At 41.8% G+C, this 23,809-nt stretch carries 20 protein-coding genes; 13 read left to right on the forward strand and 7 right to left on the reverse strand.

Annotated elements, in window-relative coordinates; all coding sequences use genetic code 11:
* Window positions 1-46 precede the first annotated feature (46 nt).
* Window positions 47-1,423: an alkaline phosphatase family protein gene (locus tag AAG747_RS01165; protein WP_346819735.1), complete on the forward strand. Its 1,377-nt coding sequence runs from the start codon at window positions 47-49 to the stop codon at window positions 1,421-1,423.
* A 62-nt stretch (window positions 1,424-1,485) separates the two neighbouring features.
* Here the strand turns inward: AAG747_RS01165 and AAG747_RS01170 are convergent, their stop codons facing one another.
* The gene (locus AAG747_RS01170; protein ID WP_346819283.1) at window positions 1,486-1,986 is read right to left on the reverse strand and encodes a hypothetical protein; all 501 of its coding nucleotides are present in this window, start codon (window positions 1,984-1,986) and stop codon (window positions 1,486-1,488) included.
* 259 nt (window positions 1,987-2,245) lie between these two features.
* On the opposite strand from AAG747_RS01170, the gene AAG747_RS01175 reads away from it, so the two are divergent.
* Complete coding sequence (locus tag AAG747_RS01175) at window positions 2,246-2,956, forward strand: TVP38/TMEM64 family protein (RefSeq protein ID WP_346819284.1); 711 nt, start codon at window positions 2,246-2,248, stop codon at window positions 2,954-2,956.
* 32 nt (window positions 2,957-2,988) lie between these two features.
* Here AAG747_RS01175 and AAG747_RS01180 read toward each other — a convergent pair whose 3' ends face one another.
* Window positions 2,989-3,927: a hypothetical protein gene (locus AAG747_RS01180; RefSeq protein WP_346819285.1), complete on the reverse strand. Its 939-nt coding sequence runs from the start codon at window positions 3,925-3,927 to the stop codon at window positions 2,989-2,991.
* Between the two features lie 12 nt (window positions 3,928-3,939).
* Window positions 3,940-5,181: a CHASE2 domain-containing protein gene (locus AAG747_RS01185; protein WP_346819286.1), complete on the reverse strand. Its 1,242-nt coding sequence runs from the start codon at window positions 5,179-5,181 to the stop codon at window positions 3,940-3,942.
* A 319-nt stretch (window positions 5,182-5,500) separates the two neighbouring features.
* On the opposite strand from AAG747_RS01185, the gene meaB reads away from it, so the two are divergent.
* Both meaB and AAG747_RS01195 read left to right on the forward strand, forming a co-directional pair.
* Window positions 5,501-6,502, forward strand: a complete 1,002-nt coding sequence (gene meaB, locus AAG747_RS01190; RefSeq protein ID WP_346819287.1) for a methylmalonyl Co-A mutase-associated GTPase MeaB — start codon at window positions 5,501-5,503, stop codon at window positions 6,500-6,502.
* 36 nt (window positions 6,503-6,538) lie between these two features.
* On the forward strand, window positions 6,539-7,381 hold the full coding sequence (locus tag AAG747_RS01195; RefSeq protein WP_346819288.1) for an N-acetylmuramoyl-L-alanine amidase-like domain-containing protein: 843 nt from the start codon (window positions 6,539-6,541) through the stop codon (window positions 7,379-7,381).
* An 8-nt stretch (window positions 7,382-7,389) separates the two neighbouring features.
* On the opposite strand, the gene AAG747_RS01200 is transcribed toward AAG747_RS01195, so the two are convergent.
* The 4 genes from AAG747_RS01200 to porW all read right to left on the reverse strand — a co-directional run bounded on the left by AAG747_RS01200 (window position 7,390) and on the right by porW (window position 16,945).
* Window positions 7,390-8,205, reverse strand: a complete 816-nt coding sequence (locus tag AAG747_RS01200; RefSeq protein WP_346819289.1) for a purine-nucleoside phosphorylase — start codon at window positions 8,203-8,205, stop codon at window positions 7,390-7,392.
* A 293-nt stretch (window positions 8,206-8,498) separates the two neighbouring features.
* Entirely contained in the window at window positions 8,499-11,429 is a 2,931-nt protein-coding gene (locus tag AAG747_RS01205) for an AsmA family protein (protein WP_346819290.1), read from the reverse strand.
* A gap of 488 nt (window positions 11,430-11,917) precedes the next feature.
* The gene (locus tag AAG747_RS01210; RefSeq protein ID WP_346819291.1) at window positions 11,918-14,236 is read right to left on the reverse strand and encodes a penicillin-binding protein 1A; all 2,319 of its coding nucleotides are present in this window, start codon (window positions 14,234-14,236) and stop codon (window positions 11,918-11,920) included.
* A gap of 513 nt (window positions 14,237-14,749) precedes the next feature.
* Window positions 14,750-16,945, reverse strand: coding sequence for a type IX secretion system periplasmic lipoprotein PorW/SprE (gene porW, locus AAG747_RS01215; protein WP_346819292.1), 2,196 nt, complete (start codon window positions 16,943-16,945; stop codon window positions 14,750-14,752).
* Window positions 16,946-17,461: 516 nt separating this feature from the next.
* Between porW and AAG747_RS01220 the strand changes: the two genes are divergently transcribed.
* The 9 genes from AAG747_RS01220 (at window position 17,462) to atpA (ending at window position 23,807) form a co-directional block, all read left to right on the forward strand.
* Window positions 17,462-18,319, forward strand: a complete 858-nt coding sequence (locus tag AAG747_RS01220) for a M23 family metallopeptidase (protein ID WP_346819293.1) — start codon at window positions 17,462-17,464, stop codon at window positions 18,317-18,319.
* 114 nt (window positions 18,320-18,433) lie between these two features.
* Window positions 18,434-18,865 carry a bactofilin family protein gene (locus tag AAG747_RS01225; protein ID WP_346819294.1) on the forward strand — a complete coding sequence of 144 codons (432 nt, stop codon included), beginning with the start codon at window positions 18,434-18,436 and terminating at the stop codon, window positions 18,863-18,865.
* On the forward strand, window positions 18,819-19,055 hold the full coding sequence (locus AAG747_RS01230; RefSeq protein WP_346819295.1) for an AtpZ/AtpI family protein: 237 nt from the start codon (window positions 18,819-18,821) through the stop codon (window positions 19,053-19,055). The genes AAG747_RS01225 and AAG747_RS01230 overlap by 47 nt, the downstream gene beginning before the upstream one ends.
* Before the next feature lie 199 nt (window positions 19,056-19,254).
* Window positions 19,255-19,656: a hypothetical protein gene (locus AAG747_RS01235; RefSeq protein ID WP_346819296.1), complete on the forward strand. Its 402-nt coding sequence runs from the start codon at window positions 19,255-19,257 to the stop codon at window positions 19,654-19,656.
* Entirely contained in the window at window positions 19,643-20,695 is a 1,053-nt protein-coding gene (atpB, locus tag AAG747_RS01240; protein ID WP_346819297.1) for a F0F1 ATP synthase subunit A, read from the forward strand. Before AAG747_RS01235 ends, atpB begins: the two co-directional genes overlap by 14 nt.
* Before the next feature lie 47 nt (window positions 20,696-20,742).
* Window positions 20,743-20,991 carry an ATP synthase F0 subunit C gene (gene atpE / locus AAG747_RS01245; RefSeq protein WP_346819298.1) on the forward strand — a complete coding sequence of 83 codons (249 nt, stop codon included), beginning with the start codon at window positions 20,743-20,745 and terminating at the stop codon, window positions 20,989-20,991.
* Window positions 20,992-21,103: 112 nt separating this feature from the next.
* Entirely contained in the window at window positions 21,104-21,598 is a 495-nt protein-coding gene (gene atpF / locus AAG747_RS01250; protein WP_346819299.1) for a F0F1 ATP synthase subunit B, read from the forward strand.
* Window positions 21,599-21,610: 12 nt separating this feature from the next.
* Window positions 21,611-22,153: an ATP synthase F1 subunit delta gene (atpH, locus tag AAG747_RS01255; RefSeq protein WP_346819300.1), complete on the forward strand. Its 543-nt coding sequence runs from the start codon at window positions 21,611-21,613 to the stop codon at window positions 22,151-22,153.
* A gap of 73 nt (window positions 22,154-22,226) precedes the next feature.
* The gene (atpA, locus tag AAG747_RS01260; protein ID WP_346819301.1) at window positions 22,227-23,807 is read left to right on the forward strand and encodes a F0F1 ATP synthase subunit alpha; all 1,581 of its coding nucleotides are present in this window, start codon (window positions 22,227-22,229) and stop codon (window positions 23,805-23,807) included.
* Window positions 23,808-23,809: the final 2 nt, after the last annotated feature.

Consider the following 23,809-nt stretch of genomic DNA (forward strand, 5'->3'; position numbering starts at 1 on the left):
TGCCAAGGGAAATACAAACGTACACGATTAAACCTAGTAAATAATGTTGAAAAAAACAGTAGTCATAGATGTAGTGGGCCTTACTCCCGGGCTGTTGGGAGAGCACACTCCTTTCCTTTCGCAATGGTTAAAGTCCGGTAAATATACGTCTATAGCACCTGTACTACCTGCGGTTACTTGTGCCGCGCAAGCTACCTACCTTACGGGCAAGTGGCCTGAAGAGCATGGTATCGTGGCCAATGGTTGGTACTTTAAAGAGGAATGTGAAGTCAAACTTTGGCGACAATCCAATAAGCTGGTGCAGGCGGAAAAAATTTGGGAAGTTGCCCGACAGTTGGACCCTAACTTCACTTGCGCCAATATGTTTTGGTGGTATAATATGTACTCTTCCGTAGATTTTGCAGTGACCCCCCGGCCTATGTACCCAGCCGACGGACGAAAACTGCCCGATGTGTATTCACAACCGATGGATTTGCGGGATCGCCTTAATCAAGAGTTAGGTACGTTTCCTTTGTTTGAGTTCTGGGGACCAAGGACAAGCATTCGCTCCAGCCAATGGATTGCCGAAGCCTCTAAAAAGGTTAATGACTGGCACGATCCGACTCTCACTTTAATTTATTTGCCTCATCTGGATTACAATGTACAGCGATATGGTCAAGACTTTTCGGTTTTGAAAAAGGACTTACAGGAAATTGACGGAGTTTGTCAAGATCTGATTGAGTACTTTGAAAAGCAAGGGGCGCAAGTAGTGCTACTTTCCGAATATGGAATTACCAATGTGGATCACCCCGTACATATCAATCAAATTTTGCGAAAGCATGGATACATCACGGTGAAGGAAGAATTGGGTTTGGAGTTATTGGATGCGGGGATGAGTAAAGCCTTTGCTATGGCCGATCACCAAATTGCTCATGTATATGTAAATGAAAAGGAAGCGCTTCCGAATCTAAAATCCTTGTTGGAAAATACTCCGGGAATCGAATTGGTGTTGGATGAGGATGGCAAGAAGCAGTACCATATAGGCCATGATAGGGCTGGCGATTTAGTGGTAGTTGCCGATAAAAACTCTTGGTTTACCTATTATTATTGGTTGGATGAGCAAAAGGCCCCAGATTTTGCCCGGACTGTGGACATTCACCGCAAACCGGGGTACGATCCTGTGGAAATGTTTGTCGATCCCAACATTGCGATGCCGATGGTCAAAGTAGGCTGGAAGCTGATCAAGAAAAAGCTGGGTTTCAGGACACTGTTGGATATTATTCCGTTGGATGCAACCTTGGTCAAAGGTTCGCATGGCAGGTTGACGGAAGAAGAACAAGACCGCCCGTTGATCATGAGTAAGAATAAAGGCTTGCTCCCCGAAAATACGATTGAAGCAACTCAGGTGTATCAAATTTTATTACAACATTTGAAAGGAGAATAAATGAAAAACCCCCGCCTGAAAGGTCATTCAAGGCGGGGGCAAAGAATACAACTGTAAATGATTTAATTAAATACGTTGCGGTAATCTCCTCCATAGTATCTACCGATAAAGAAGGCTGCCAGACCAATGGCGATGGCGATCAATCCTCCAATGGGAGAAAATAATACGGTGATCAAACCTAAAATCGCGACAATTCCCCCGGTTAGTACCACCACATCTTCAAAAGATGGGTTGCTTTGTTGTTTTTCAATCCGGGTGATGATTTTCTTTTCGATTTTAGCTAATTTTTTATCCGACATCCGCTCAAGCTTTCGCTTTGCTTTTTCTTGTTTTTTAGCCGGTAATTCCTCAATCGCTTCTTCCAAAGCCGAACGGAACGATTTAGGAGCTTCTTTTACTTGGCTGGTAGCAGGAGCAGGAGTGATGTTTACATTTTCTTCTTGTACAGACTGTTGTTGCAATTCTACCCTTGCCGAAGGACTCGTAGCATTGTCCTCATCTTCAGTAGCATGAGCAAAGGCGCTCCATAGCAAAAGCGCAGCGAATAGAAGGTTAAATTTCATAAAAAAGTTAGTTTAATTTTATTTTAAAAACGGTTAGGCTAAGAACAGCAAGGCCAATAAGCCTGCTGGTCATTTGCCTAGTTACTCACAATTAATAGCAAATAATAGGCTATAACTCTCTGCTGTAAAAGTAGTTATTCTTGACCGGAACACCACAGCTCATTTTTCAGCAATTAAGAATTTGTCAAAATACCGTTGAAGATGCCTTGAGCCTCCGTTTTACCTTCTACCTTTGGCAACTCATATTGAATTCTATTATATGAAAATAATTATTCAGATACTTAAAGAAAACCGGGTATCCACATCTGTTCTGTTACTATTGGCAATTATGCCCTTGATAGTAAGCTCAACGATAGGTACGCTCGCCTTGGTGAATGAAAGTCAAGTGAATAATTATCATTGGGGGTATTGGTTGGGCTTTGCCCTAATGACGGCTTTTACAATGGCTTTTGCATTGACGCCTACCACATTTGTTGCAATACTGAGTGGGTATTTGATTGCCTGGCAAGCTGTTTTTACGGTGGTACCTGCATACTGTTTAGCCTTGGTCATCGGGTATTTTTTAGCAAAATGGCTTGACCACGGAAGGTTTTTTCAAAGTTTGATGAAAATTAAAGAAGCAGAGGAAGTAATTGCCCGGTTAGAGGCCGAACAGTTAAAAATTATCGTATTAGCACGGCTTTCTCCTGTTTTACCTTTTGCCGTTACCAGTTTTGTGTTGTCTATGGCTGGTGCAAGACTCCGAACATTTTTGTTAGGAGGTATGATGGGGATGCTACCCCGTACCTTGTTGGCAATCTGGGTAGGTATTCAAACCAAGGAGTTTTTTTCATCCTACAAACAGGAGGAAGAGTATCTTTATTTTCAAGTGTTAACGGTGGTGTTGATCGTAATATCGGTTTGGGGGTTGATCAGTGTTTTTGGCAAGGCGCTCAAAAAAAGCCCCACTCGTCATCACAACATCGAGTAGGGCTTTTTAGAGATGATTAGTTTTATGAGATGTTAAAACTTTTGGGCCAGTTGTTCTCTGGATTTTTTACTTAAATAGTTTCTATCCAAAAAAGCTTGGTAATAGGATTTAAACTCTTCAATCCCGGAAGTGGCAATGGCCTTTTCAAATACATAAATGGAATTGGCATATAATTCTTTGTCCTCAAAGTAAGTTCCCAATATCAATTGTCCTATAGCTGATTCATCATCCGGAAAGGCTTTTAAAGCCTCGTCAATTTCCGCTTTTTCTTTATTGCTCAGGCGTTTGATGACATGATCGTCCGAGCTTAACTTTTCATTGCCCACCACTGTTACCGTATATAAAAGTGCTTTGTTTCCCTTCAACTCGCCATCTTGTAAGTCAAGGTTAAATTGGGACTGTTCGGTTTCGGCTTCCAATAGCACGTCTCTAAAGATGTTTTTTACCGTGATTTTATAACGTACGGTTTCGGAAGTATCCGCTTCTTCTTTCAAGTACCACTTAAGTGTGATGTTGCCGTCAAGTGCTTTGATGGATTCAGGAAGCATCATCTGCACAGGCGATTCGGTTAATGTAGCCCGGGTGACCGAACCTGTTTTTACCCGTTGGTTAAAACGGTTGTTTTTGGCCTTTGCATTGGTGAGCTCGTTGATGACCAGCTTTGCGTACTGACCGGCCAAACTACTGTTGCCCGAGGTTACTTTTTTCTGTAGTTCGCTGACTTTGTATGTGCCAGCTTGTGTAATTTCCAAGGTTTTGCCACTATTGTGCGCAAGGCCTAAGTACGCGGTTCCGGCAATTTTTATCGTTTGCGAGCTGCTTAGGGTGCTTCCAACTTTCAAAGGGGTGCCGTTTGCCGTAACTTCACCCTTGCTCCCTAAAACTTTAAAAGCATAACTTTGGGCACTTGCATGAAGGCTGAGCAAAGTGCAGAGTAGGATCATAAGAGGGGTAAATTGTTTAGCGTTCATAGTATTATTTGGTTAGGAATTTTCTAAAACAATTTCTTTTTTACGTAGCGATTTTTTCAATTTATTAAATGTTGGCAATAGAATATCATTATACATTTCCGTAAGGTCACCTGCCAAAGCAAAGACCACCAAAGCGAGGGTAATGTCGGCCTGGTACTTAAACCAGGCAAATAAAAAGATGTTTAAGGTATAGAAAAACAAGGCTTCAAATAACTGAATAAATTTAGAAATAGCATTGTACCAGGGGCCCCATTTTTCACTTAACATCAAATAGGAAAATAAGGCAACATTCAAAATGCAGACAATCAAGGCAAAAAGGTAACTTAGAGGCTTGGACATTGGCGTGATATAATTACCTTCCAGAATCATGGAAATGATATTGGCATGAACAACTACTCCATACATATCGGGTTCTCCGCGGCCAAGTAGGTTATTGTTTAACGGAGTATAAAAACGGTCTTCATCGAAATGGTAATTCGTGTAACCGCTGCCTAAATATCCCATCAAAACAATTTTGCCTTTGATTAATGCCGGATCGAAATTTTGTTGGAATACATCTTCTACATCTAGCTTGTAGTACTTGTCCAGGTTTCCTTTGAAATAGATTTCCTCCTTTTCATTGTTTCTTTTCAAAAACTTTTGAGTGGCTGTAGAATCATAGAGCTGGGCGATTTTTACGGCCAGGCTTAGCTCCGTATGATTTTTTTTGACTTTTTCTTTGGGCGGGAATTCCCGCCAGGTAGGGAAGTGTGCGGTGGTAATGTTTCCAATGTTGGCAAACCCGGTGTAGGCATGCTCGGCAAACTGAGGAGGAGGCATATATAAGGTATCCCAGGTTTTGGTTTTTTCATGGCCATTGGCCACCCGGCTAGCCATTACAAACTTCTCCGTATTTTTGATGGCTTCACCCAACATAAAATCTCCCACGGGATCTTCCTCTTTGAGTGCATAAAGTTCGGCATCCAATCCGATTACCGCAGGTTCGAATTGATTAAGGATATTGATTTGATCGGCAATGCCTCTTCTTCCCAGTGAACCATCGCCAATGTTGACAAGTACAATGTTTTCTTCAAAGGGAACGTCTTCAGCTTTGCGAACTTGGGAATAGTATACATCTGTCAGTTTAAAATCTTCAAAAATTTTGCTGAAGACATTAAGAAAATCAAATTGAATTCCAATGAATCCCATCAGCCCCATAAAAGCAAACACAAAGGCAGTACCGATGAAGATGTGATAGTTAAAAAATTTTTTCATCACCTAGGTTGAATTTTTTGGATTGTAAAATAACTTTAGAGCATGCTTAAATTTGATCCTTGTTGCATTGAGGGAAAAATTAAACCCTTCTCATGGTGTAAATAGCAGAAAAACGAAAAATATCACCTGAGTTGTACCGGGTGATAATTGATTGGAAATCAAAGTACTATAAATTTATCTGTCTGCTAAAAACAGATTGGGTGTCAGGTCAGACAAAAAATGACAGAAAAGCATTTTCCCCTTTGCTTTTACTAAGGTATTTTTTTTACAACGACTGAGCTGGAAATAGTTGTTATTGGAAAGGAAATAAACTGCCGGAATGAAACTTAAAAAACGAAGATTAACCCTGGAAGAGTATGTAGAAGGAGTGAAAAGAGGTGACCGGTTTGTATTGAGTCGGGCTATTACCCTGGTAGAGAGCAACCTGGAAGCAGATATCCAAATCGCGCAAGGGGTGTTGGAACAGCTCTTACCTTTCACCGGAAGAGCCATTCGAATAGGAATTACCGGGGTGCCGGGGGTGGGGAAGAGTACATTTATCGAAACATTCGGACAGTACCTGCTCCAGAGTGGTAAAAAAATTGCCGTCTTGGCGATTGATCCCAGCAGTCAGAAAACAAAAGGCAGCATTATGGGTGATAAAACCCGGATGGAAGCTCTTTCCAATGATCCCCGGGCCTATATCCGGCCTTCGAGTACGGGAAGCACTGTGGGTGGTGTGGCGCGAAAAACCCGGGAAGCAATGTTGCTCTGTGAGGCCGCCGGATTTGATACAATATTAATTGAAACGGTGGGAGTAGGGCAATCAGAAGTAGCCGTAAAAGGAATGGTGGACTTTTTCCTTTTGTTGATGTTAGCCGGGGCAGGGGATGAGTTACAAGGGATCAAAAAAGGCATTATGGAAATGGCGGATGCGATTGCCATCACCAAAGCGGATGGCAAAAACCTGGAAAAAGCCAAAAGAGCCAAAGTGGAATACCAGAATGCCTTGCATTTGTTTCGCAGAAGCGCTTCCGGATGGAGCCCCCGGGTATTGACCTGTTCGGCATTGGAAAAGACCAATCTGGACAAAACTTGGGAACTGATCTGTAAGTACTGGGAACAGATGCATGAGAAGGGCTGGATAGCACAAAACCGGGCCCAACAAAACTTGTACTGGATGAAAGAGACGATACAGGAAAGCCTGGTAAATCGTTTTTATACACATCCGGGCATTGTAACAAAACTTTCGGAAGTGGAGGCCAAAGTGGCTTCCGGGCACGTTCCTGCGTATGCTGCCGCCAAGGAGTTATTGAATATTTACACCGGAAACAAAGAATAGATTGAATATAGAACAAAGGACTCAAAACGTATTGAAATGAAAAAAAATCTTCTGTTATTTTTCTCTTTCCTCTTTCTTCAAGGAATATTACAGGCTCAACCGGTATGCGAGGCTTTCGATGTGGAAAAATGTGAGGGGCTTTTGCAAAAAGCTAAAAAAGAGCAATGGCACACACTTCCTGATGGTGAATTGGTCTTAAAGGTAGGGAAGGTATTTTTGGGAACACCTTATGTCGCTAAAACGCTGGAAGTAGTAGGAGATAAGGAGAATTTGGTGATCAACCTTCGTGGACTGGATTGTACTACATACCTTGAAAATGTACTTGTATTTACCCGCTTGATTCGTCAACAGAAATACTCTTTCGAAGCCTTTCTGAAAGGGTTGGAACAGTTGCGCTACAGAGAGGGTGATATGCGGGAGTATCCTTCCCGTTTACATTATTTTTCAGAGTGGTTGGTTGATAATGAAGCGGAGGGGATTATTCAAAATATCTCAAAGGAAATAGGAGGAAAGCCGTATCAAAAGACGTTTAGCTTTATGACAGCCCACCGTGACAAGTATGAACAATTGGCCAATGATGCGTATTTCTATGAGTTACAGAAGGTAGAAGAAAGGTTGAATCAGCATGATTTTTACTACCTTCCTAAAAGTGAAATTGCATCCTTGGAAGAAAAAATTCAAAGTGGAGACCTGATTGCAATTACTACCACGATTCCTAACCTGGATATTGTGCATGTGGGCTTTGCCTATCAAAAGAATGGCCGCTTACACTTTATGCATGCTTCTTCCCGCTCCAAGAAAGTGGAAATTACCCAAGTACCTCTGGCAGAATACTTAGGTAAAATCCAGTCGGGTATTATGGTAGCACGCTTGAAATAGCCCCTGGTTTACTGTCGTTGAATAAGCTCTTTAATCAGCCGGGTCATATGGGGCTCGGCTGCTGCCGCTGAAGCCAATACGGATTCAATGGTGATTTTTTGCAGCTTTCCGGGTGCGCAAAGGTCCGTGATGATAGAAATTGCAAATACGGGAAGATTCATGTGTCTGGCCACAATCACTTCCGGAACTGTGGACATACCCACTGCATCGGCCCCGATAATATTGAGGTACCGGTACTCGGCCGGAGTTTCCAGGTTAGGGCCCGGTACACTGGCATAGACGCCTTCTTTCACCTGAGTCATCTTCAACTCTTGGGCGATACTTTTTGCTTGTTGCACCAACTCCAAGTCATAGGGTTCGCTCATGTCCGGAAAGCGGATGCCAAACTCATCTAAATTCGGACCGGTTAGTGGGTTTTCGTAATGCAAATTGATATGATCCTTGATAATCATCAAATCACTCAATTCATGTTCGGGTTTTAGCCCGCCTGCGGCATTGGAAATAAATAACTTTTCGATACCCAAAAGTTTCATGACCCGTACCGGAAAGGTAACCTCTTTCATATTGTATCCCTCGTAGTAATGAAACCGTCCTTTCATTACCACTACTTCTTTGCCTCCTAACGTTCCGAATATTAATTCCCCACTGTGGGATTCCACGGTAGAGACAGGGAAGTGAGGAATGTCCCTGTAAGGTAAAGATATTTTTATGTCAATTTCCTTGACCAAGGCTCCCAATCCGGTACCCAGAATGATCCCGAATTGTGGTTTGGCAGAACATTGTTGTTGAATATAGTCTGTCGCTTCTCTGATCTTGTGTATCATATCTGTGCTTGAGTTCTTAGTGTTTATTTTTTCAGAATGTTTGTGTATTTATTGTCAATTAGGAGCATGTTTAAAATTTGTTTTCGACCCAAAGGATGAAGTTCAGGCAGGCTCATAGATGTAAAGATAAAAAAATATGCCTTCCGAAAGGAGCTTGACAATCAATCTCTCATTCGGTTGATAGAACAAACTGAGTACGGTCTGAAACCCATGACTAATCTTTTTAGATGAACAATGAAAAGCGGCTTGAAGAACCCTCCAAGCCGCTTTGGTTTAATAGAACAGGCTCTGAATTAATTGTCTTTCTTTTTCTTAAAAGGATTTTTTATCAGGTCCTTGAGTTTGTCCGTAGCCTCTTCTACTTTCTCTTTGGGGGTAGTAGAAGTGCTGTCGCCCTCTTTTTTGTCTTTGTTCAACAAGTCTTGTACTAAATCTTTAGCAGCCTCTTTTCCTTTTTCTTTGGCTCCTTCCAGTGCTTTGTTTGCTTCACTTTCTTCACCTTTGTTCCGGCCGATTTTAGGACTGTCATACGAGCCTCCGACATTGAAGCTTAGCAAGACTTCATCTTTTCCGGTAAGGTTGCTGTATTGGGATGCCAATGAACTGCCCAAATATTTGGCCGGTACTTTGGTTTTGACATTGTAGTCCAACTTTCCGTCAAAGGAGGTACTTCCTCCCACGGTTGCATTGATATTGCCCATTTTTACATCAAATGGCTTGGTATGCATTTTACCGTCTTTAAAAGTGACATGCGCCATTACATCTTTCAAGGCTGGGTTGTTCAGTTCTTTGATTTTTGTCAGATCGCTAATTTTATTTAAGATTTTGACATCTTTTAACTGTGCGTTATTAACAAAAATATCTCCGCCACCGGTAAGGGTTTCGTAAATAGGGCTGTAGTCCTTATTTAAAGCTCCCTTGATTTTAATACCTGAAGAGAAAAAGCCATCGATACTTTTGGCAACCGGAGCAAAAGCCTGTATGGTATTGAACGATTCATACGACTTTTTGAATGACAACTGCTCAATATTCATGTCAAACTCAAAGCCTGGCTTTTCGGGGTTAGAGGTGTTGTAAGCTCCATTGATGGCAAACTTCCCTCCCAACATGTCAAATTTTACATTGCTCATGCTCATGATACCGTCTTTCATTGCGATTTTACCCGTCAGGTTGTTTAGCTCCAGGTTGGTATAATCCACTTTATCAATGGTAGCATTAAATACAAAGTCGAGGTTTTTAGGAATCGGTACGACTTCATAAGTTTCTTCTTCGGTAGGAGCGGAGCTGGTTTCTTCTTCCTCTTCCATCCACTCGTTGGTGTCAAAGTACTTGGAGGTCATGGCAAAGTTACCTTTAAGCACTGCATTTTCGGAAAGCATATAACCAATATAATTGGCAATTTTTCCTGTCAGTTGCATATCACTCTTACCAATGCTGCCATTGTAATTTTGCAGTACCATTTCTTTCGGATTGAATACCAAATTGGCGCTGTTGATTTTGAAGGGGTGAGCAAGATATTCTTTTCCTTCAAACAAAAAGTCTGATACTTGTATTTTCCCACTGGTAGGCAGTTTGTCATAGCGCTCGGCTTCGATGTCCGACATTTTGCCGCTAGTCTGTACCTGCCCTACAATTTTTCCGGCCAACTTCATGTCGTCCATCGGGTAGATCTTGTCGATCATATCCAAATTGAAAGTACCGTTGACATCGAAGGTATAGGTGATGTCGTCAAGGTTATACACCTTTCCGGAGCCGGTAAGCGGCTCACCGTCTACCAACATATTGACATTTTCAATCAGCACTTGGGTGTCATTCATTTTACCGGAGGTATTAGAAACCTTAGCGGCAAATTCCATGTTTTCCATCGGAATCGGGTATTCGGTGTATTTAACATATCCGTTTTTTAAGGACATGTTTGCATCGATCTGCGGAATTGTCTTGTTGGCATCACTGTAGACCCCATTGGCTTTCAGGAATAAAGAGTAAATCCCTTTTAATTCATATTCATCCATTGGGAAAGCCGATGAAAGTTCTCCCAAGTTCAAGGTTGCTTTCATGTCTGCTTGGATATCAGAATCAGGATAGCCTTTTACTGTGGCTTTTGCCTCCACCGGATTGCTTCCGATGTCCAGGTGTAAATTCTTAAGATCAAGAAGAATATTTTCCATCACACCGTCCATATTATCCACCAACATGTCTATCTGTACATTTTTGACAGGCGTGGGCAAGTCGGGGTATTGAAACATTCCGTCTTTTACCTGAAGGTTGAGTTTATATCCGGGCATCAGGTTTCTTTCTTCACTATAGGTCCCCTTTACCTGACCGTCAAAGGCCAGAGAACCTTCTGTTTTGATGTCTTCGAATCCTTCCAGGAATACTCCGGGCACCAATGAAAGGATGTTTTTGAAATCATTTTCTTTGGTAGCAAATGAAAGGTCCATTTCATAACCTTCTTCCGGCATTTTAAACCAGCCTTCAAAGCCCAGAGTGAAGTCGTTTACTTTAATATAATTGTCTTTGAAAGTATAAGTAGAGGAAGGCAAATCGGCATTGATGACTAACTCCGCATCGACTCTGCTTTTTTGGAAGTATTGTACGTTCTCGTATTCTACCGTCAGAGAGTCAATGGTGCTTTGGGTGGAAATATCGAAGTTCTTGGCCGAAAAATCACCGGAGCCTTCGTGGTTCAAGCCTTGAATATCCACGTAAGTAGCCAAAGAGCGGTCGTCATAAATGATATGCCCGTTTTCAATAGCCCATCCGTTGATTTTTGCGGAGGCACTGCTTTCACTTTCTTCTTCGGGACTGGTTTCCTCTTCCGAGGAAATGAATATATCGTAATTGGCCTGTCCGCTATCCAAAACGATGACATGGACATAGGGGTTTTCCAAGAGCACTTGTTCTACTTCAATTTGCTCTCCGAAAACCGCTGAGAGCACGTTTACCGCTACACTGAATTCCTCCACATTGGTGAGTGTGTCCCCTTCAAATTCATTCTTTCCTACAATTCCAAAGTCTCCTAAGGAGACACTTAAATGAGGGAAATGCTTAAATAGGGATATGTCGAACTTATCTGCATCGAAATACACATGGGCATCGATGTTTTTGTCGATTTGTTCATCTACAATAGCTTTGATATCGTCTTTAAAAATCACTGGAAGGATAAGGGCCAGTGCAAAAAACACGAGTATGATACTACCGAAGATGATGAAAAACTTCTTCATGGATGAAAAAATGATTTTGATGATGCAATTGAATTAAGTACTGAAGTGGTTTCCACTTATAGTTTTTGACCGAAGATGGAATCAAAACCGGCTCATCAAGGCACTTTTTGAAAAGAATAGCCAAAGCTATTGTTGAAAAAAGTAACACAGAGGAGGCGTTTTTGAAACATTTTTTAGCAAAAAGAAAAAGTTTAATTCACTTCACTGTCAAGTTTAGGAATGCTTCTAACTTAACCAAGTATTTTTTGATATTCCTTAATGTAAAAATATAGTTCTTGTGATAAAAAATAGGCCCTGCGTAATTGTATACAGAAAATTAAAGGAAAAACATTTGTTGAATTAGGTATATAAACCTTTACTGTTAACGAACCCGAATCCGGCAATTTGGGAGTAGGGTCATTGCAATGCCAAATAGTTAGTGTAAAAAGAAAAAGCACTGGCTTCGCTTATACGAAGAGCCAGTGCTGTTAAAATTAGTTGGATTTATTTTATAAAATTCCTTGGTCCTGGACTTTATTGGGAATGACATAATTGTTAGTAGAATCACTTACTAACATCATTTTTTGGTTGTATACGTTACAGTCCAATTCTATACTAAGCGGTTGTGAAGGTTTCGGAAACTCCCCTTTGGTATAGCCCAAGTCCTTATCTGCGTATACTTTCTCCATATATTCCGAAAAGATTGGCATGGCCAAACGGGCACCCTGGCCGTATTGTCCGCTGCGGAAGTGAACGCTTCGTTCCTCTCCTCCAACCCATACTCCGGTCACCAAATCTTTACTGACACCCATGTACCATCCATCGGAGTAATTGGAAGTTGTTCCGGTTTTTCCACCGATTTCATTGCCTTGTTTAAAGTCATATCTCCAAAGCCTTTGAGAGGTTCCGTTTTTTTCTTCGGTAGAGCCTCGCAGCATATAGGTCATAATGTATGCGGTTTCTTCACTCAAGGCCTCAATGGTTTTGGGAACGAAGGTTTGTATGACGTTTCCGTTTTTGTCTTCAATACGGGTCAGATAAATCGGTTCGGTCCAAATTCCATGATTGACAAATGTTCCATAGGCGGCTACCATCTCAAATACCGATACGTCACTGGTCCCCAAGCATAAGGAAGGAACTGCTTCCAGTTGGGCATTCATGTCGTACTTGTCACGGATATATTTAAATCCAAATCGGTTTTCGGCATAATCAACCACTCGTTGTGGGCCTAGCTCTTTCATCAGGTAGGCGGCAATGGTGTTTTTCGATTGGGCCAGTGCCTGTCGCAAGGTGAACGTTTCTCCGGAGTACTTGCCAAAGTTTTTAGGCTTCCACACCTTGCCTGAAGGCAAGGTAAAGGCAATGGGTACATCCACCAACTTGAAACAAGGGTGAAATCCTTTGTCTTCAATAGCTGCCGTATAAATAATCGGTTTGAAAACAGATCCCGGTTGGCGGTATCCTTGTCTTACGTGGTCGTATTTGAAAAAGCGGTTGTTGATCCCGCCTACCCAAGCTTTCACATGACCGTTATACGGGTCGATAGACATCATTCCGGCATGCAGGATATGCTTCATATAACGCACCGAATCAATCGGGCTTAATACAGTGTCTTTTCGATAGCCGGGCACTTCCCATGAAAATACTTTCATAGGCGTTTTCTTATTCATGACAAAGTCAATGGAATCCTGGTTGTTTCCGTATTTTGCCTTTAGCTTCCGGTAACGCTCGGATTGTTTCACCCACCGGTTAAGCAGTCCGGGAATTTCCCTGAACCGTTCGTCCACCCAAGGATTGCGTCCTTTCCAATGTTCAAAAAACAATTCCTGTAAATAGGACATATGCTTTTCCATTGCTTCTTCCGCATATTTCTGCATGCGGGAATCTATTGTGGTGTAGATTTTCAGACCATCGGCATAAATATCAATCCCTTTTTCTTTTTGCCATTTGAGCAGGTCTTTTTTGATTTCGGCACGGAAGTAGGTAGCCAATCCTGTATTATGACTGTCCACACTATATTCACTGACATCAATCTCAAGCTGTTTCAAAGAGTCTGCAGCGGCTGCTTCCAAATAGTTGTACCGGACCATTTGATCTATCACGTCATTGCGTACAATCAAGGAGTTTTCGGGAAAGAACACAGGACTGTAGCGAGAAGGGTTTTGAAGCATTCCTACTAAGGTGGCCGCTTCCTGAAGGTTCAGGCTGTCCGGAGAGGTGTTGAAAAAAGTTTTGGACGCCACTTTGATTCCAAAAGCATTACTTCCGAACTCAAATGTGTTGAGGTACATGGAAATGATTTCCCTTTTGGTATAGGCTTTTTCCAGGCGTATCGCCAGGATCCATTCTTTGATTTTAATAATGACCATTCCCAAGCCCGGTACATCACTTAATGCCCCTTCATATTCTTCGGTTCTCCGGGTTTTAAAAAGGATCTTGGCCAACTGTTGAGTAATCGTACTGGCCCCCCGTTTTTTCCCTTTGATAAACAAATAATAAGGAATGGAAAAAATCCCTTTCAAGTCGATACCTGGGTGGTCGTAAAACCGGATATCTTCACTGGCCATTAAGGCATTTAGCAAATTAGGAGAAAGCTCTTCAAAGGAAACCGGTGTACGGTTCTCCCGGTAGTACTTTCCCAAGAGCACGCCATCGGCGGTATAGACTTCTGAAGCCAACTCACTTTTTGGGTTTTCCAAGACCTTAAAATCCGGCATGGCCCCGTATAAATTAAACCAGTTGTAGTTGACAGAGACGAGTAGTAAAATAAACCCTAGTATCCCGGCTCCAAACACAATCCACAATATCCTCGTGATTTTTGAATACATCAGAACTGATCAGTTAAAAAATGTTTCTAGTAATGTTTTATAATCGGTTAATCCAAAGTCAATATTATATGCAAATTAGGGTAAGCATATGTCATGTGATTTGCTTTTATTAGGACTGTCGTCAGGCCTTGAGCTGTGTACAGGGTTTATCTGCAAACCGAACATGCACAAAAAAACTTGTATAAGGAACTCTTTGTTTAAAGAGTCCACGAAAGTACAAAAATAATCATACTGAAGTACAATCTGAGCAGAACAGACTACAATTCACAGGATTACTATGAATATTCACTCCTGATTACAGGGATTCACCGGGCATACTAAGGCGAATTTTATACCAATTTCAATCATTGGCCATAGAGGAGAATGCTATAATTCACTTTATACAGTATCAAACGCTCTTTACTACGGGACAACTATTTGAAAAATAACCTTTTCCCTGACGCATCTTTTATACACTAACAAAAAAATTGCGGTAACGATTGAAAAGCAAGAATCGTTATTATGGCAAGGCTATTATTCATTCTCCAAGGGCTTTTTGTTGACCCTCCAAGGAAGAGCTCCCTTTTTAAGGTCTTCCTGAGAAATGGATTCTACGAGCTTTTTGGCAAAAGGTACCAGTTCACTTTCCGGGTAGTTCTGAATAAAGAGGTTAAGCGCTGCGTAATATTCGGCCACGTAAGCGGTGGTTTTACCTAATACCAAGGCATTGAGTAAGCTTACTTTGTCCATGTAGCTGTTTTCAGGATACAGTACTTTGATTTCGTTGAGGATGCGGGAAGTTTCTTCATAAAGGCCCTTGTGGTAATGCCGGTAGGCATTTTCATACATTCCTTCCACCTTTTTGTCATTGATATTGGTTTCCTCTACGTAATTGGGGTTTTGCAGTATTTTAGCAAAAAAGGTCTCCGGGTATTCCTCAATGATAATTTTTCTGTATTTCTCCGGGTCGCAGCCTTCGTACTCTTTACATCTCAAATACAGAATATAAAGCGATTCCGGAGTAAATTCGCTTTTGGGGTATTCATTATATAAGCGTTCAAAAGTTTCTAAGGCATTTTCATACTCTTTGAGTTGGTAGTTGTAAATCTTTCCCAAGTGGTAAAGTCCCTCTTGCAAGCGTAATTTGGATGCCTGAATTTCTTCCATTGTGGTAGGGATTTCCTGCATTCTGGACTGCTTGGATTTAACAGAGGCAAACAGATCTTCTTCCGGTTCGCTGGCTGTAGGTTGGCTCAATTCTTCTTCCAACGTTTCCGTACCGGCTGTCAAGGGTTTTTGCGATCTCCGCCAGTCATCTTCCAAGGCACGGCTTCCCCATATCCTTAAGAAGTTGGACTGCCCGTATACCAAAGCATTGCTATTGTAAAAATACCAGCCGGACGATTCTTTGTTCGCATTGCCAATGGTGCTCGCTACCTCCACTCTTTGACGTTTCCGGGCACTTAGCCGCTCATTTTCCTTTTGTTTGATGATGTTTTCTTTTTCTGCTTCGATTTCCTTTTCCAGGAAAAGTTCCACTTTATCCACAGGCATATCCGCCAACATTAATAAGCGCTCTTCTTGCCTTACGGTATTCAATTGCTTGACAAACTCTTGCAAAATCTCAGAGCGCTCTTTGATGGCCTGATAGTTTTTTACGGTTTCGGGCAAGGTTTGTACGGTACTGTCGTAATAAGCAGCTGCTTTTTCAAAGTCCTTAAGTTCTTGATAATATAATTCTCCCAGTTTTAAGTACGAATAGCCCTTTTGAGTGGGGTTGGAGGTACTTACTTGTACCGATTCATTTAAATAACGGACGGTTTGATCCACACTGTCTCTTTGTAATTCGAACAAAGCCAGTTCGTAATAAATTTTATCCCGGTATTCCCAATTCTTTTCGTCCCGTAGTTGGCGTTTGTAAAACTTTTCGGCTTTGGCAATGTCTTTGGGTGTTTTGAGGGGTTCTACCGCTTTTTGATTGAGTTTTGTATGGAAAAAAACTTCGTAATTCGGGTGGCTTTTTAAGGTTTTGTGATAATGTTTAAAAGCCTCATCGTCTTCACCTAACAGTTGGTACACTTGGCCTAGCAAAAAATGCAGCCGGGCCCGCTTCTTCTTGGGTTTAACTAACGGGACCGCTAATTCCAGATGAGCTGCCAGTAATTCAAAATCCTCTTTTTGCCGGTAATAATGAGCCATAGTTAAATGATAGTCCCGTAGGTTGTCATCACTAAACGGCCCTTTTTCTTTCTGAATCGCTTCTTGCACCATTTTGAAGTTGTTCAGCTCTTTTTGTTCCAGAAAGGTTCGCATCAGCCATATCAATGCTTTGTGCCGGGCATATGGATCATCGCTATTGCCATTGACATAACGGAGAGTAGACACCGCGTTGCCATAATCTTCTTGGTACAAACGGGCTTTTGCCACCAAAATATAGCAGTCGTCCACCCATTTGCTTACCGGGTGCCATTGAATGGGAAGCGATGCTTTTTCAATTATATAGTCAAAGCCGGCCTTTTGTGATTTGGTATAATTGGAGTCAATTTCAACCAATACATGTAGTATATCATTAAAATTATCTTGTGGGTGGCCAAACAAAGTTTCTTCTACTTCCAGCATTTTTTCTTTGGCCAAAAAATATCCGTTGTACCTGGATGTGGTGTCATGGTAAACCTGACAACCGGCAAGAATCAAGAGTAATACCCCGCTGAATAAAGTTTGTTTGATCACTACGTTGACGATTGATAATTTGAATAATTTGAAAACTCCGCAATAATGAGGAGGATCCACGCAAAAGCCGAAACCCGGGCAAATGCTTTACAAAGCAAGAGAAAACCACCCCAGTTATGCTCTCTCCATTACACTAAGCTAATGGCTTTTATGTAGTTTTAAAATGAATATAACAGAAATTTCAAGAATGGGGAAATTTTCCTCCGGGAAGAGCGAGGACAAAACGTTTGCTCGCACTTCCTTTTGTGCAAAATTAGATCCTTCTAATAGAATGTAGGATCTTATAGATAAGAGAGGGTATTTTGCGAAGCAATAGATAGTAGTGGTATAAATTTCGTTGGGAATTGCTAAAAGAAACGAGGGGTGGATGAAGAAACCCGGAAGCTAAAGCTTGACGTTGCGGATTGTACGCTTTGAGTGGCTTTCAGTAAAGCGTATTCAGTAAAAGCCTTCCCAGCCTGTGAAGTATCAAGATAAAATATATATTTTTGCTTATTCAACCTAAGAAAAAATGCTTTGAAGCAAAAGAAAACATTATCGAACTGGCTGACTTCGAGGTTTCTGGTCATAGTGAGGGATGAAGAGAATTTTGCGGAAAAAACGACTATTCGCTTTAATTATGCCCGGTTAATCTTGCTAATAGGGACTTTGTTGATCCTTTTTTCAGGAATAAGCTTTTTATTGGTGACCACTGTTTTGGGAAGGTGGTTTGATCCCAGGGTCGAATATATGCAAACCAACCGCTTGTTGATTGAGTTGGAAGAAAAAGTGGATTCGTTGGAATTACAGGCCGCCATAAAGGAGCGCTATATTAAAAATATTAAAAACATAATGAGTGGCAATGTGGGTGAGGAAGAGCTTACCCAGGGTATAGGTGCAGATGTAAAAGTCAGCGAAGTCAACCTGGACGAAGTAAAGCCGATTGATTCGGTGTTCCGGAAAGAATTTGAAGATGTGGATTACGACCGGCTGTCTTATCAAAATACCACTCGAGATGATTTGCAAAGTGTATTCTTTTTCCCTCCTATCAATGGCATCGTGACCCGGGGATATGCCGTGAAAGAAAAACATTATGGGACGGACATCGTGGCAAAAGAAAATGAGCCGATTAAATCCATTGCAGATGGCACCGTAGTCTTGTCTTCCTGGACCCAGGACTCCGGCTACGTAATCGGTGTGCAGCATAAAAATCAACTAATTTCTTTTTATAAGCATAATTCTGTCTTATTAAAACAAGTAGGGGAGATAGTGAAAGCCGGGGATATTGTGGCCATTATCGGAAACTCCGGGGAGTTTACGGATGGTCCTCACTTACACTTGGAATTATGGTATAAAGGGAATCCGGTAGATCCGGAAGATTTTGTTGCTTTTTAGTGGAGACATTTGTTAATTAGCCATTCAAGTTGGATTTTTAGAAAAACCTTACATGCTCCGGCGGGAATTTTACCGGAGTAGAATTAAACTTTTTAATCTAAATCATACTGCAACATGAGTATTTTTGGAAAACAGGCCGAAAAAGAGGAGGAAGTACAAATGAGTAACTCAAGTAATATTATAGGCAAAGGCACTATCATTACCGGAGATATAGAAACATTTGGAAATATTCGTATTGATGGAAAGCTGAACGGCAATGTCAAGTCTAAATCAAAAGTGGCCATTGGCAAAAGCTCTGTAATTGTGGGAAATATTATCTCTCAAAATGCGGAAATTGAAGGGGAAGTAAACGGGAAACTGGAGATTTCGGATGTTTTGGTATTGCACCCTACAGCGCAAATCAACGGAGATATCTATACTGGAAAATTGGTGATCCAATCAGGGGCTAAGTTCAACGGGAACTGTAAGATGGGTGAAAAAAGCGTTAATGACCTGAAAGTTGACAAAAAAGGAGAAACCAAACAAGCCGCCAAAGTCGCCAATTAACAACAAGTTATTACGCTTTACGGGCATAGCCACGGAAATGCTGGGAGCGATTCTGTTAGGGCTATGGATCGGAGGGCTTCTGGATGACTATTGGGCTACAGAAACTCCATACTTTACCGTGCTGTTTATGCTGTTGGGGGTAGCGGCTTCGATCTGGAGTTTGATGCGCAACTTAAAGCACTTTAAATGATGTAGTGTGTGCGGGTAGATTAAAAAAACCTGGCAGATTTTAGCAGGACAATATAAATTGTCAGCAAAATCTGCCAGGTTTTTCTTTTGCCTTGAAGGGAACTTGCTGGTTTTTTTAGAATTAAGCTAGGTATTCTACGGAAAATATATCATCTTTGCGCCCTCAAAATGTGCTTTAATTTAGCCGTTTCACAAGGGATATGGATAGATTCTGGAAAGGACTTATTGGATTGACAATACTGGTAGTAGTAGCCATCATTGTTTTGGCACAATTTACAACTGTATTTATTCATCCTCACACTTGGTACATTTTAGGGTATCAGATTTTCCTGTCTGTTTTTTCTTATGTAATCGTGCTGAGAGGAGCCAAAAAAGGTGGAATAGTTTACATGAACCATGTGATGGGAGCTTCTACCTTCAGGTTGTTGCTAGGGGGGATTGTGTTATGTGTATATTATTTTACAGTTCAAGAATTGAGGATAAGCTTTACAGTCACCTTTTTCGCACTGTATTTCTTATTTACCTTGTTTGAAATTAGTACCCTGTTATCTAAATTGCGGAAAATTTCGGAAAGCGTTGAGAAAACTGATGGAAAAGAGTAAAAAATTATTTTCTAAGTCACTGATTTACGGTTGTTTGTTTCTGTTGTCTGCTTTTGCTCCGGCATGGGCGTTTGCTTCAGAAGATGCTCCTTCCCAAGAAGGGAAAAAGTTTGATCCCAAGTCGATGATCCTGCATCATATCATGGATGATTACGGATGGCACATCGCTGATTATACCGGGGATGACGGTTTGGAGCATCATGTTACCATTCCTTTGCCTATTATTTTGTATACCGAAGGCTCTTTGGATATGTTTCTGTCCAATGCTTTTCACCATGGTGAGCATACCGTAACCAAAGGTGACCGGGAATATAAATTAGACCACGGGCATATTGTGGAAGTGAATGGAAAGTCCGTGTTGGATTTCTCCATCACTAAAAACGTAGCCTCTATGATTGTGTCCGTCATATTGATGGGACTCTTGCTTTTTACGGCTGCTTCCGGATACAAAAAACGTCCCGGACAAGCCCCTAAAGGCTTACAGTCGTTACTGGAGCCTATTATCGTTTACCTGCGCGATGACGTGATCAAGCCGAATATCGGTGAAAAGAAATACGAGAAATACATGGTATTCCTGGTTTGTATGTTCTTTTTTATCTGGATTAATAACCTGGTCGGTTTGGTGCCTACCGGAGCGAATACCAGTGGGAATATCGCCTTTACAGGTACCATGGCTGTGTTTACCTTGTTAATAACCAACTTCTCCGGGAACAAGCACTATTGGGGGCATATTTTCTGGACACCCGGTGTGCCGTTGCCATTGCGGATTATCATGATCCCTATCGAATTTTTAGGAATCTTCACCAAGCCTTTCGCTCTGATGGTCCGTTTGTTTGCTAACATGACTGCAGGACATATTGTATTGTTGAGTTTGTGGAGTTTCGTATTCTTATTCGAAAGCTTTTTTGTAGCACTTCCTGTAGGCTTTCTGGCGTTTGTGATGTTGATTTTGAAGATCTTTGTTGCCTTGTTACAAGCCTACGTGTTCACCATGTTGACGGCCTTATTTATTGGAATGGCTGTGGAAGAACACCATTAATATTGTATTGTTTTGTTTAACTATTCATAATTTATTTTAAAATCAGTATGCTTTTATCAATCTTATTAGAGATGGTAGGTTCTATCGGAGCATTAGGTGCTGCTTTAGGAGCCGGATTGGCGGTAGTTGGAGCCGGATTAGGTATCGGTAAAATCGGTTCTAGTGCGGTAGAATCAATGGCTAGACAGCCAGAGATTGCTGGTAACTTGCAAACTGCTATGATTATCGCTGCGGCCTTGATTGAAGGTGCTGCGCTTTTCGCCATTGCAGTATGTTTCTTGGTAGGATCAGCTTAATTTATCCAACCTACCTGCAAAAGCACAAAAACACTCGCTGGTGTGGGATAGCCACCCGGCGGGTGTTTCTTTAAGTCAAAACAAATCAATAGATCATAAATACAACAAATCCATGGAATTAGTAACACCGGGTATAGGATTAGTATTCTGGACTTCAGTAGTTTTTCTTCTTGTAGTCGTTGTGTTGGGTAAGTTTGCCGTAAAACCTATTGCACAAGCCTTAAAAGAAAGAGAAGATACCATCGCTCAGGCTTTGAATGCTTCGGAAAACGCTAAAGAAGAAGTAGAAAAACTGAATGCCGAAATTGCCGATATGAAAAAAGAGGCCCGTGCCGAGAGAGAAGAGATCCTGAAAGAGGCCAAAGACAATGCCGGTAAAATCCTTAACGAAGCCCAGGCAAAAGCCAAAGAAGAAGCTGACCGATTGGTGAAAGCCGCTCAACAGTCGATCTTGGCAGAGCAACAAAAAGCAATGGCCGAAGTGAAAAAAGAAGTGGCTCGCTTGTCGTTGGAAATTGCTGAAAAAGTAGTGAGAAAAGAGTTGGCTGATAGCCAAGCACACCAATCATTGGTGGGTGAGTTGTTAAAAGAAGTACACGTTAAATAAATTGATTGATTCATGAATTCAGACGCAAGGGTTGCCGCTCGGTACGCAAAATCATTGATTTCATTAGCGCTGGAACAAAATAAGCTGGAAGATGTGAAGCAGGGGATGACATTGGTAAGGGAAAGTTGTGAAGAACATCGCGACTTACGTTTGCTGCTCAGAAACCCCATCGTCTATAGCGATAAGAAATTTGCTATCCTCTCAGCCTTGTTCACCGGAAAAATTGATGACTTGCTCATAAAGTTTTTCCGCCTGCTTTGCAAAAAAGGACGTGAAGGGGTTTTGCAGGAAGTCGCCTCGGAAGTGCTACGGGAGTATAATATACTGAAGGGAATTCAACATTCTGAGTTGGTGACGGCCTTCCCGATTGACGCCAGCCTGAAGGGCGAATTTGAAAACTTGGTGCGCCAAGTTGCCAAAGCGGAAGTCGATTTGCATACAAGTGTAGATGAAGAATTGATCGGTGGTTTTGTCTTGAATATTGGCGACAAGCAGATTGATAGCTCTGTACAAAGCGGACTGAAGCGCATGAAGCAACAATTGATCAAATCATAAAGGAAAAGGCTTTGTGCCCTTTCGCTTAAAGTGAAAAAGTAGTATTTGAATATTAATTATAAATCGTAAAAGAATGTCTCAGGTAAGACCAGATGAGGTTTCTACAATATTAAGAGAGCAGCTGTCTAACTTCAAAAGCGAGGCTGAACTGGAAGAAGTAGGTACTGTACTCCAGGTAGGTGACGGGGTAGCTCGTATCTATGGCCTTTCTAATGCTCAAGCAGGAGAGCTGATCGAATTCGACAATGGCCTGATGGGCTTGGTATTGAACTTGGAAGAAGATAATGTAGGGGCGGTAATTTTCGGTGATTCCAGTGATATCAAAGAAGGCGATACGGTAAAAAGAACAGAGCGTATTTCTTCTGTGAAAGTGGGAGAAGGCTTGTTAGGCCGTGTGGTGGATACCTTAGGGAACCCCATTGACGGAAAAGGTGAGTTTAACAGTGAGTTATACGAGATGCCTTTGGAAAGAAAGGCTCCCGGTGTAATTTATCGTAAGCCTGTAACCGAACCGTTACAAACCGGTATCAAAGCGATTGACTCTATGATCCCGATCGGAAGAGGACAACGGGAGTTGATCATCGGTGACCGTCAAACGGGTAAAACTACCGTAGCGGTAGATACCATTATCAACCAAAAAGAGAATTACGAAAAAGGAGAGCCTGTATACTGTATCTATGTAGCGATCGGGCAAAAAGCTTCTACTGTTGCTCAAGTAGTAAACCAACTGGAAAAAGCCGGTGCTATGGATTACACGGTAGTCGTTGCGGCTTCTGCTGCTGACCCGGCTCCTATGCAATTCTTTGCTCCTTATACCGGAGCGGCTATCGGTGAGTTCTTCCGGGATACCGGCCGTCATGCTTTGGTGATCTTTGATGACCTTTCTAAGCAAGCGGTGGCTTATCGGGAAGTGTCTCTCTTGTTGAGAAGACCTCCTGGACGTGAAGCTTACCCTGGTGACGTATTCTACTTGCACTCTCGTTTGTTAGAGCGGGCGGCAAAAATCAACGATTCTCTGGAAATCGCTCAAAATATGAATGACTTGCCGGATTCTATCCGTCCATTGGTAAAAGGTGGAGGTTCTTTGACCGCCCTGCCTATCATTGAGACACAAGCCGGTGACGTTTCTGCTTATATTCCTACCAACGTTATTTCCATTACAGACGGACAGATCTTCTTGGAATCGAACCTGTTCTTATCAGGTATCCGGCCTGCAATTAACGTAGGTATCTCTGTATCCCGAGTAGGGGGTGCCGCACAAATCAAATCCATGAAAAAAGTATCCGGTACTTTGAAATTGGATCAAGCACAGTTCCGTGAATTACAGGCTTTCGCCAAATTCGGTTCTGACTTGGATGCGGCTACCAAATTGACCATCGAGAGAGGGCTTCGTAACCAGGAAATCCTGAAGCAAAACCAATACTCTCCAGTAGCGGTTGAAAAGCAAGCAGCAATTATTTATGCTTCTACGAACGGCTTGTTAGACAAAGTTCCGGTAGAAAAAGTAAAAGCTTTTGAAGAAGAGTTCTTACAAGTATTGGACGAAAAACAAGCGGATACTTTAGCTGCCTTGAAGCAAGGGAAGTTGGATAACTCTGTGACCGACACCCTGAAAAAAGTAGCGAAAGAAGTAGCCGTAAATTATCAGGCATAAAT

This window comes from Rapidithrix thailandica (assembly GCF_039710355.1).
GTDB lineage: Bacteria > Bacteroidota > Bacteroidia > Cytophagales > Flammeovirgaceae > Rapidithrix > Rapidithrix thailandica.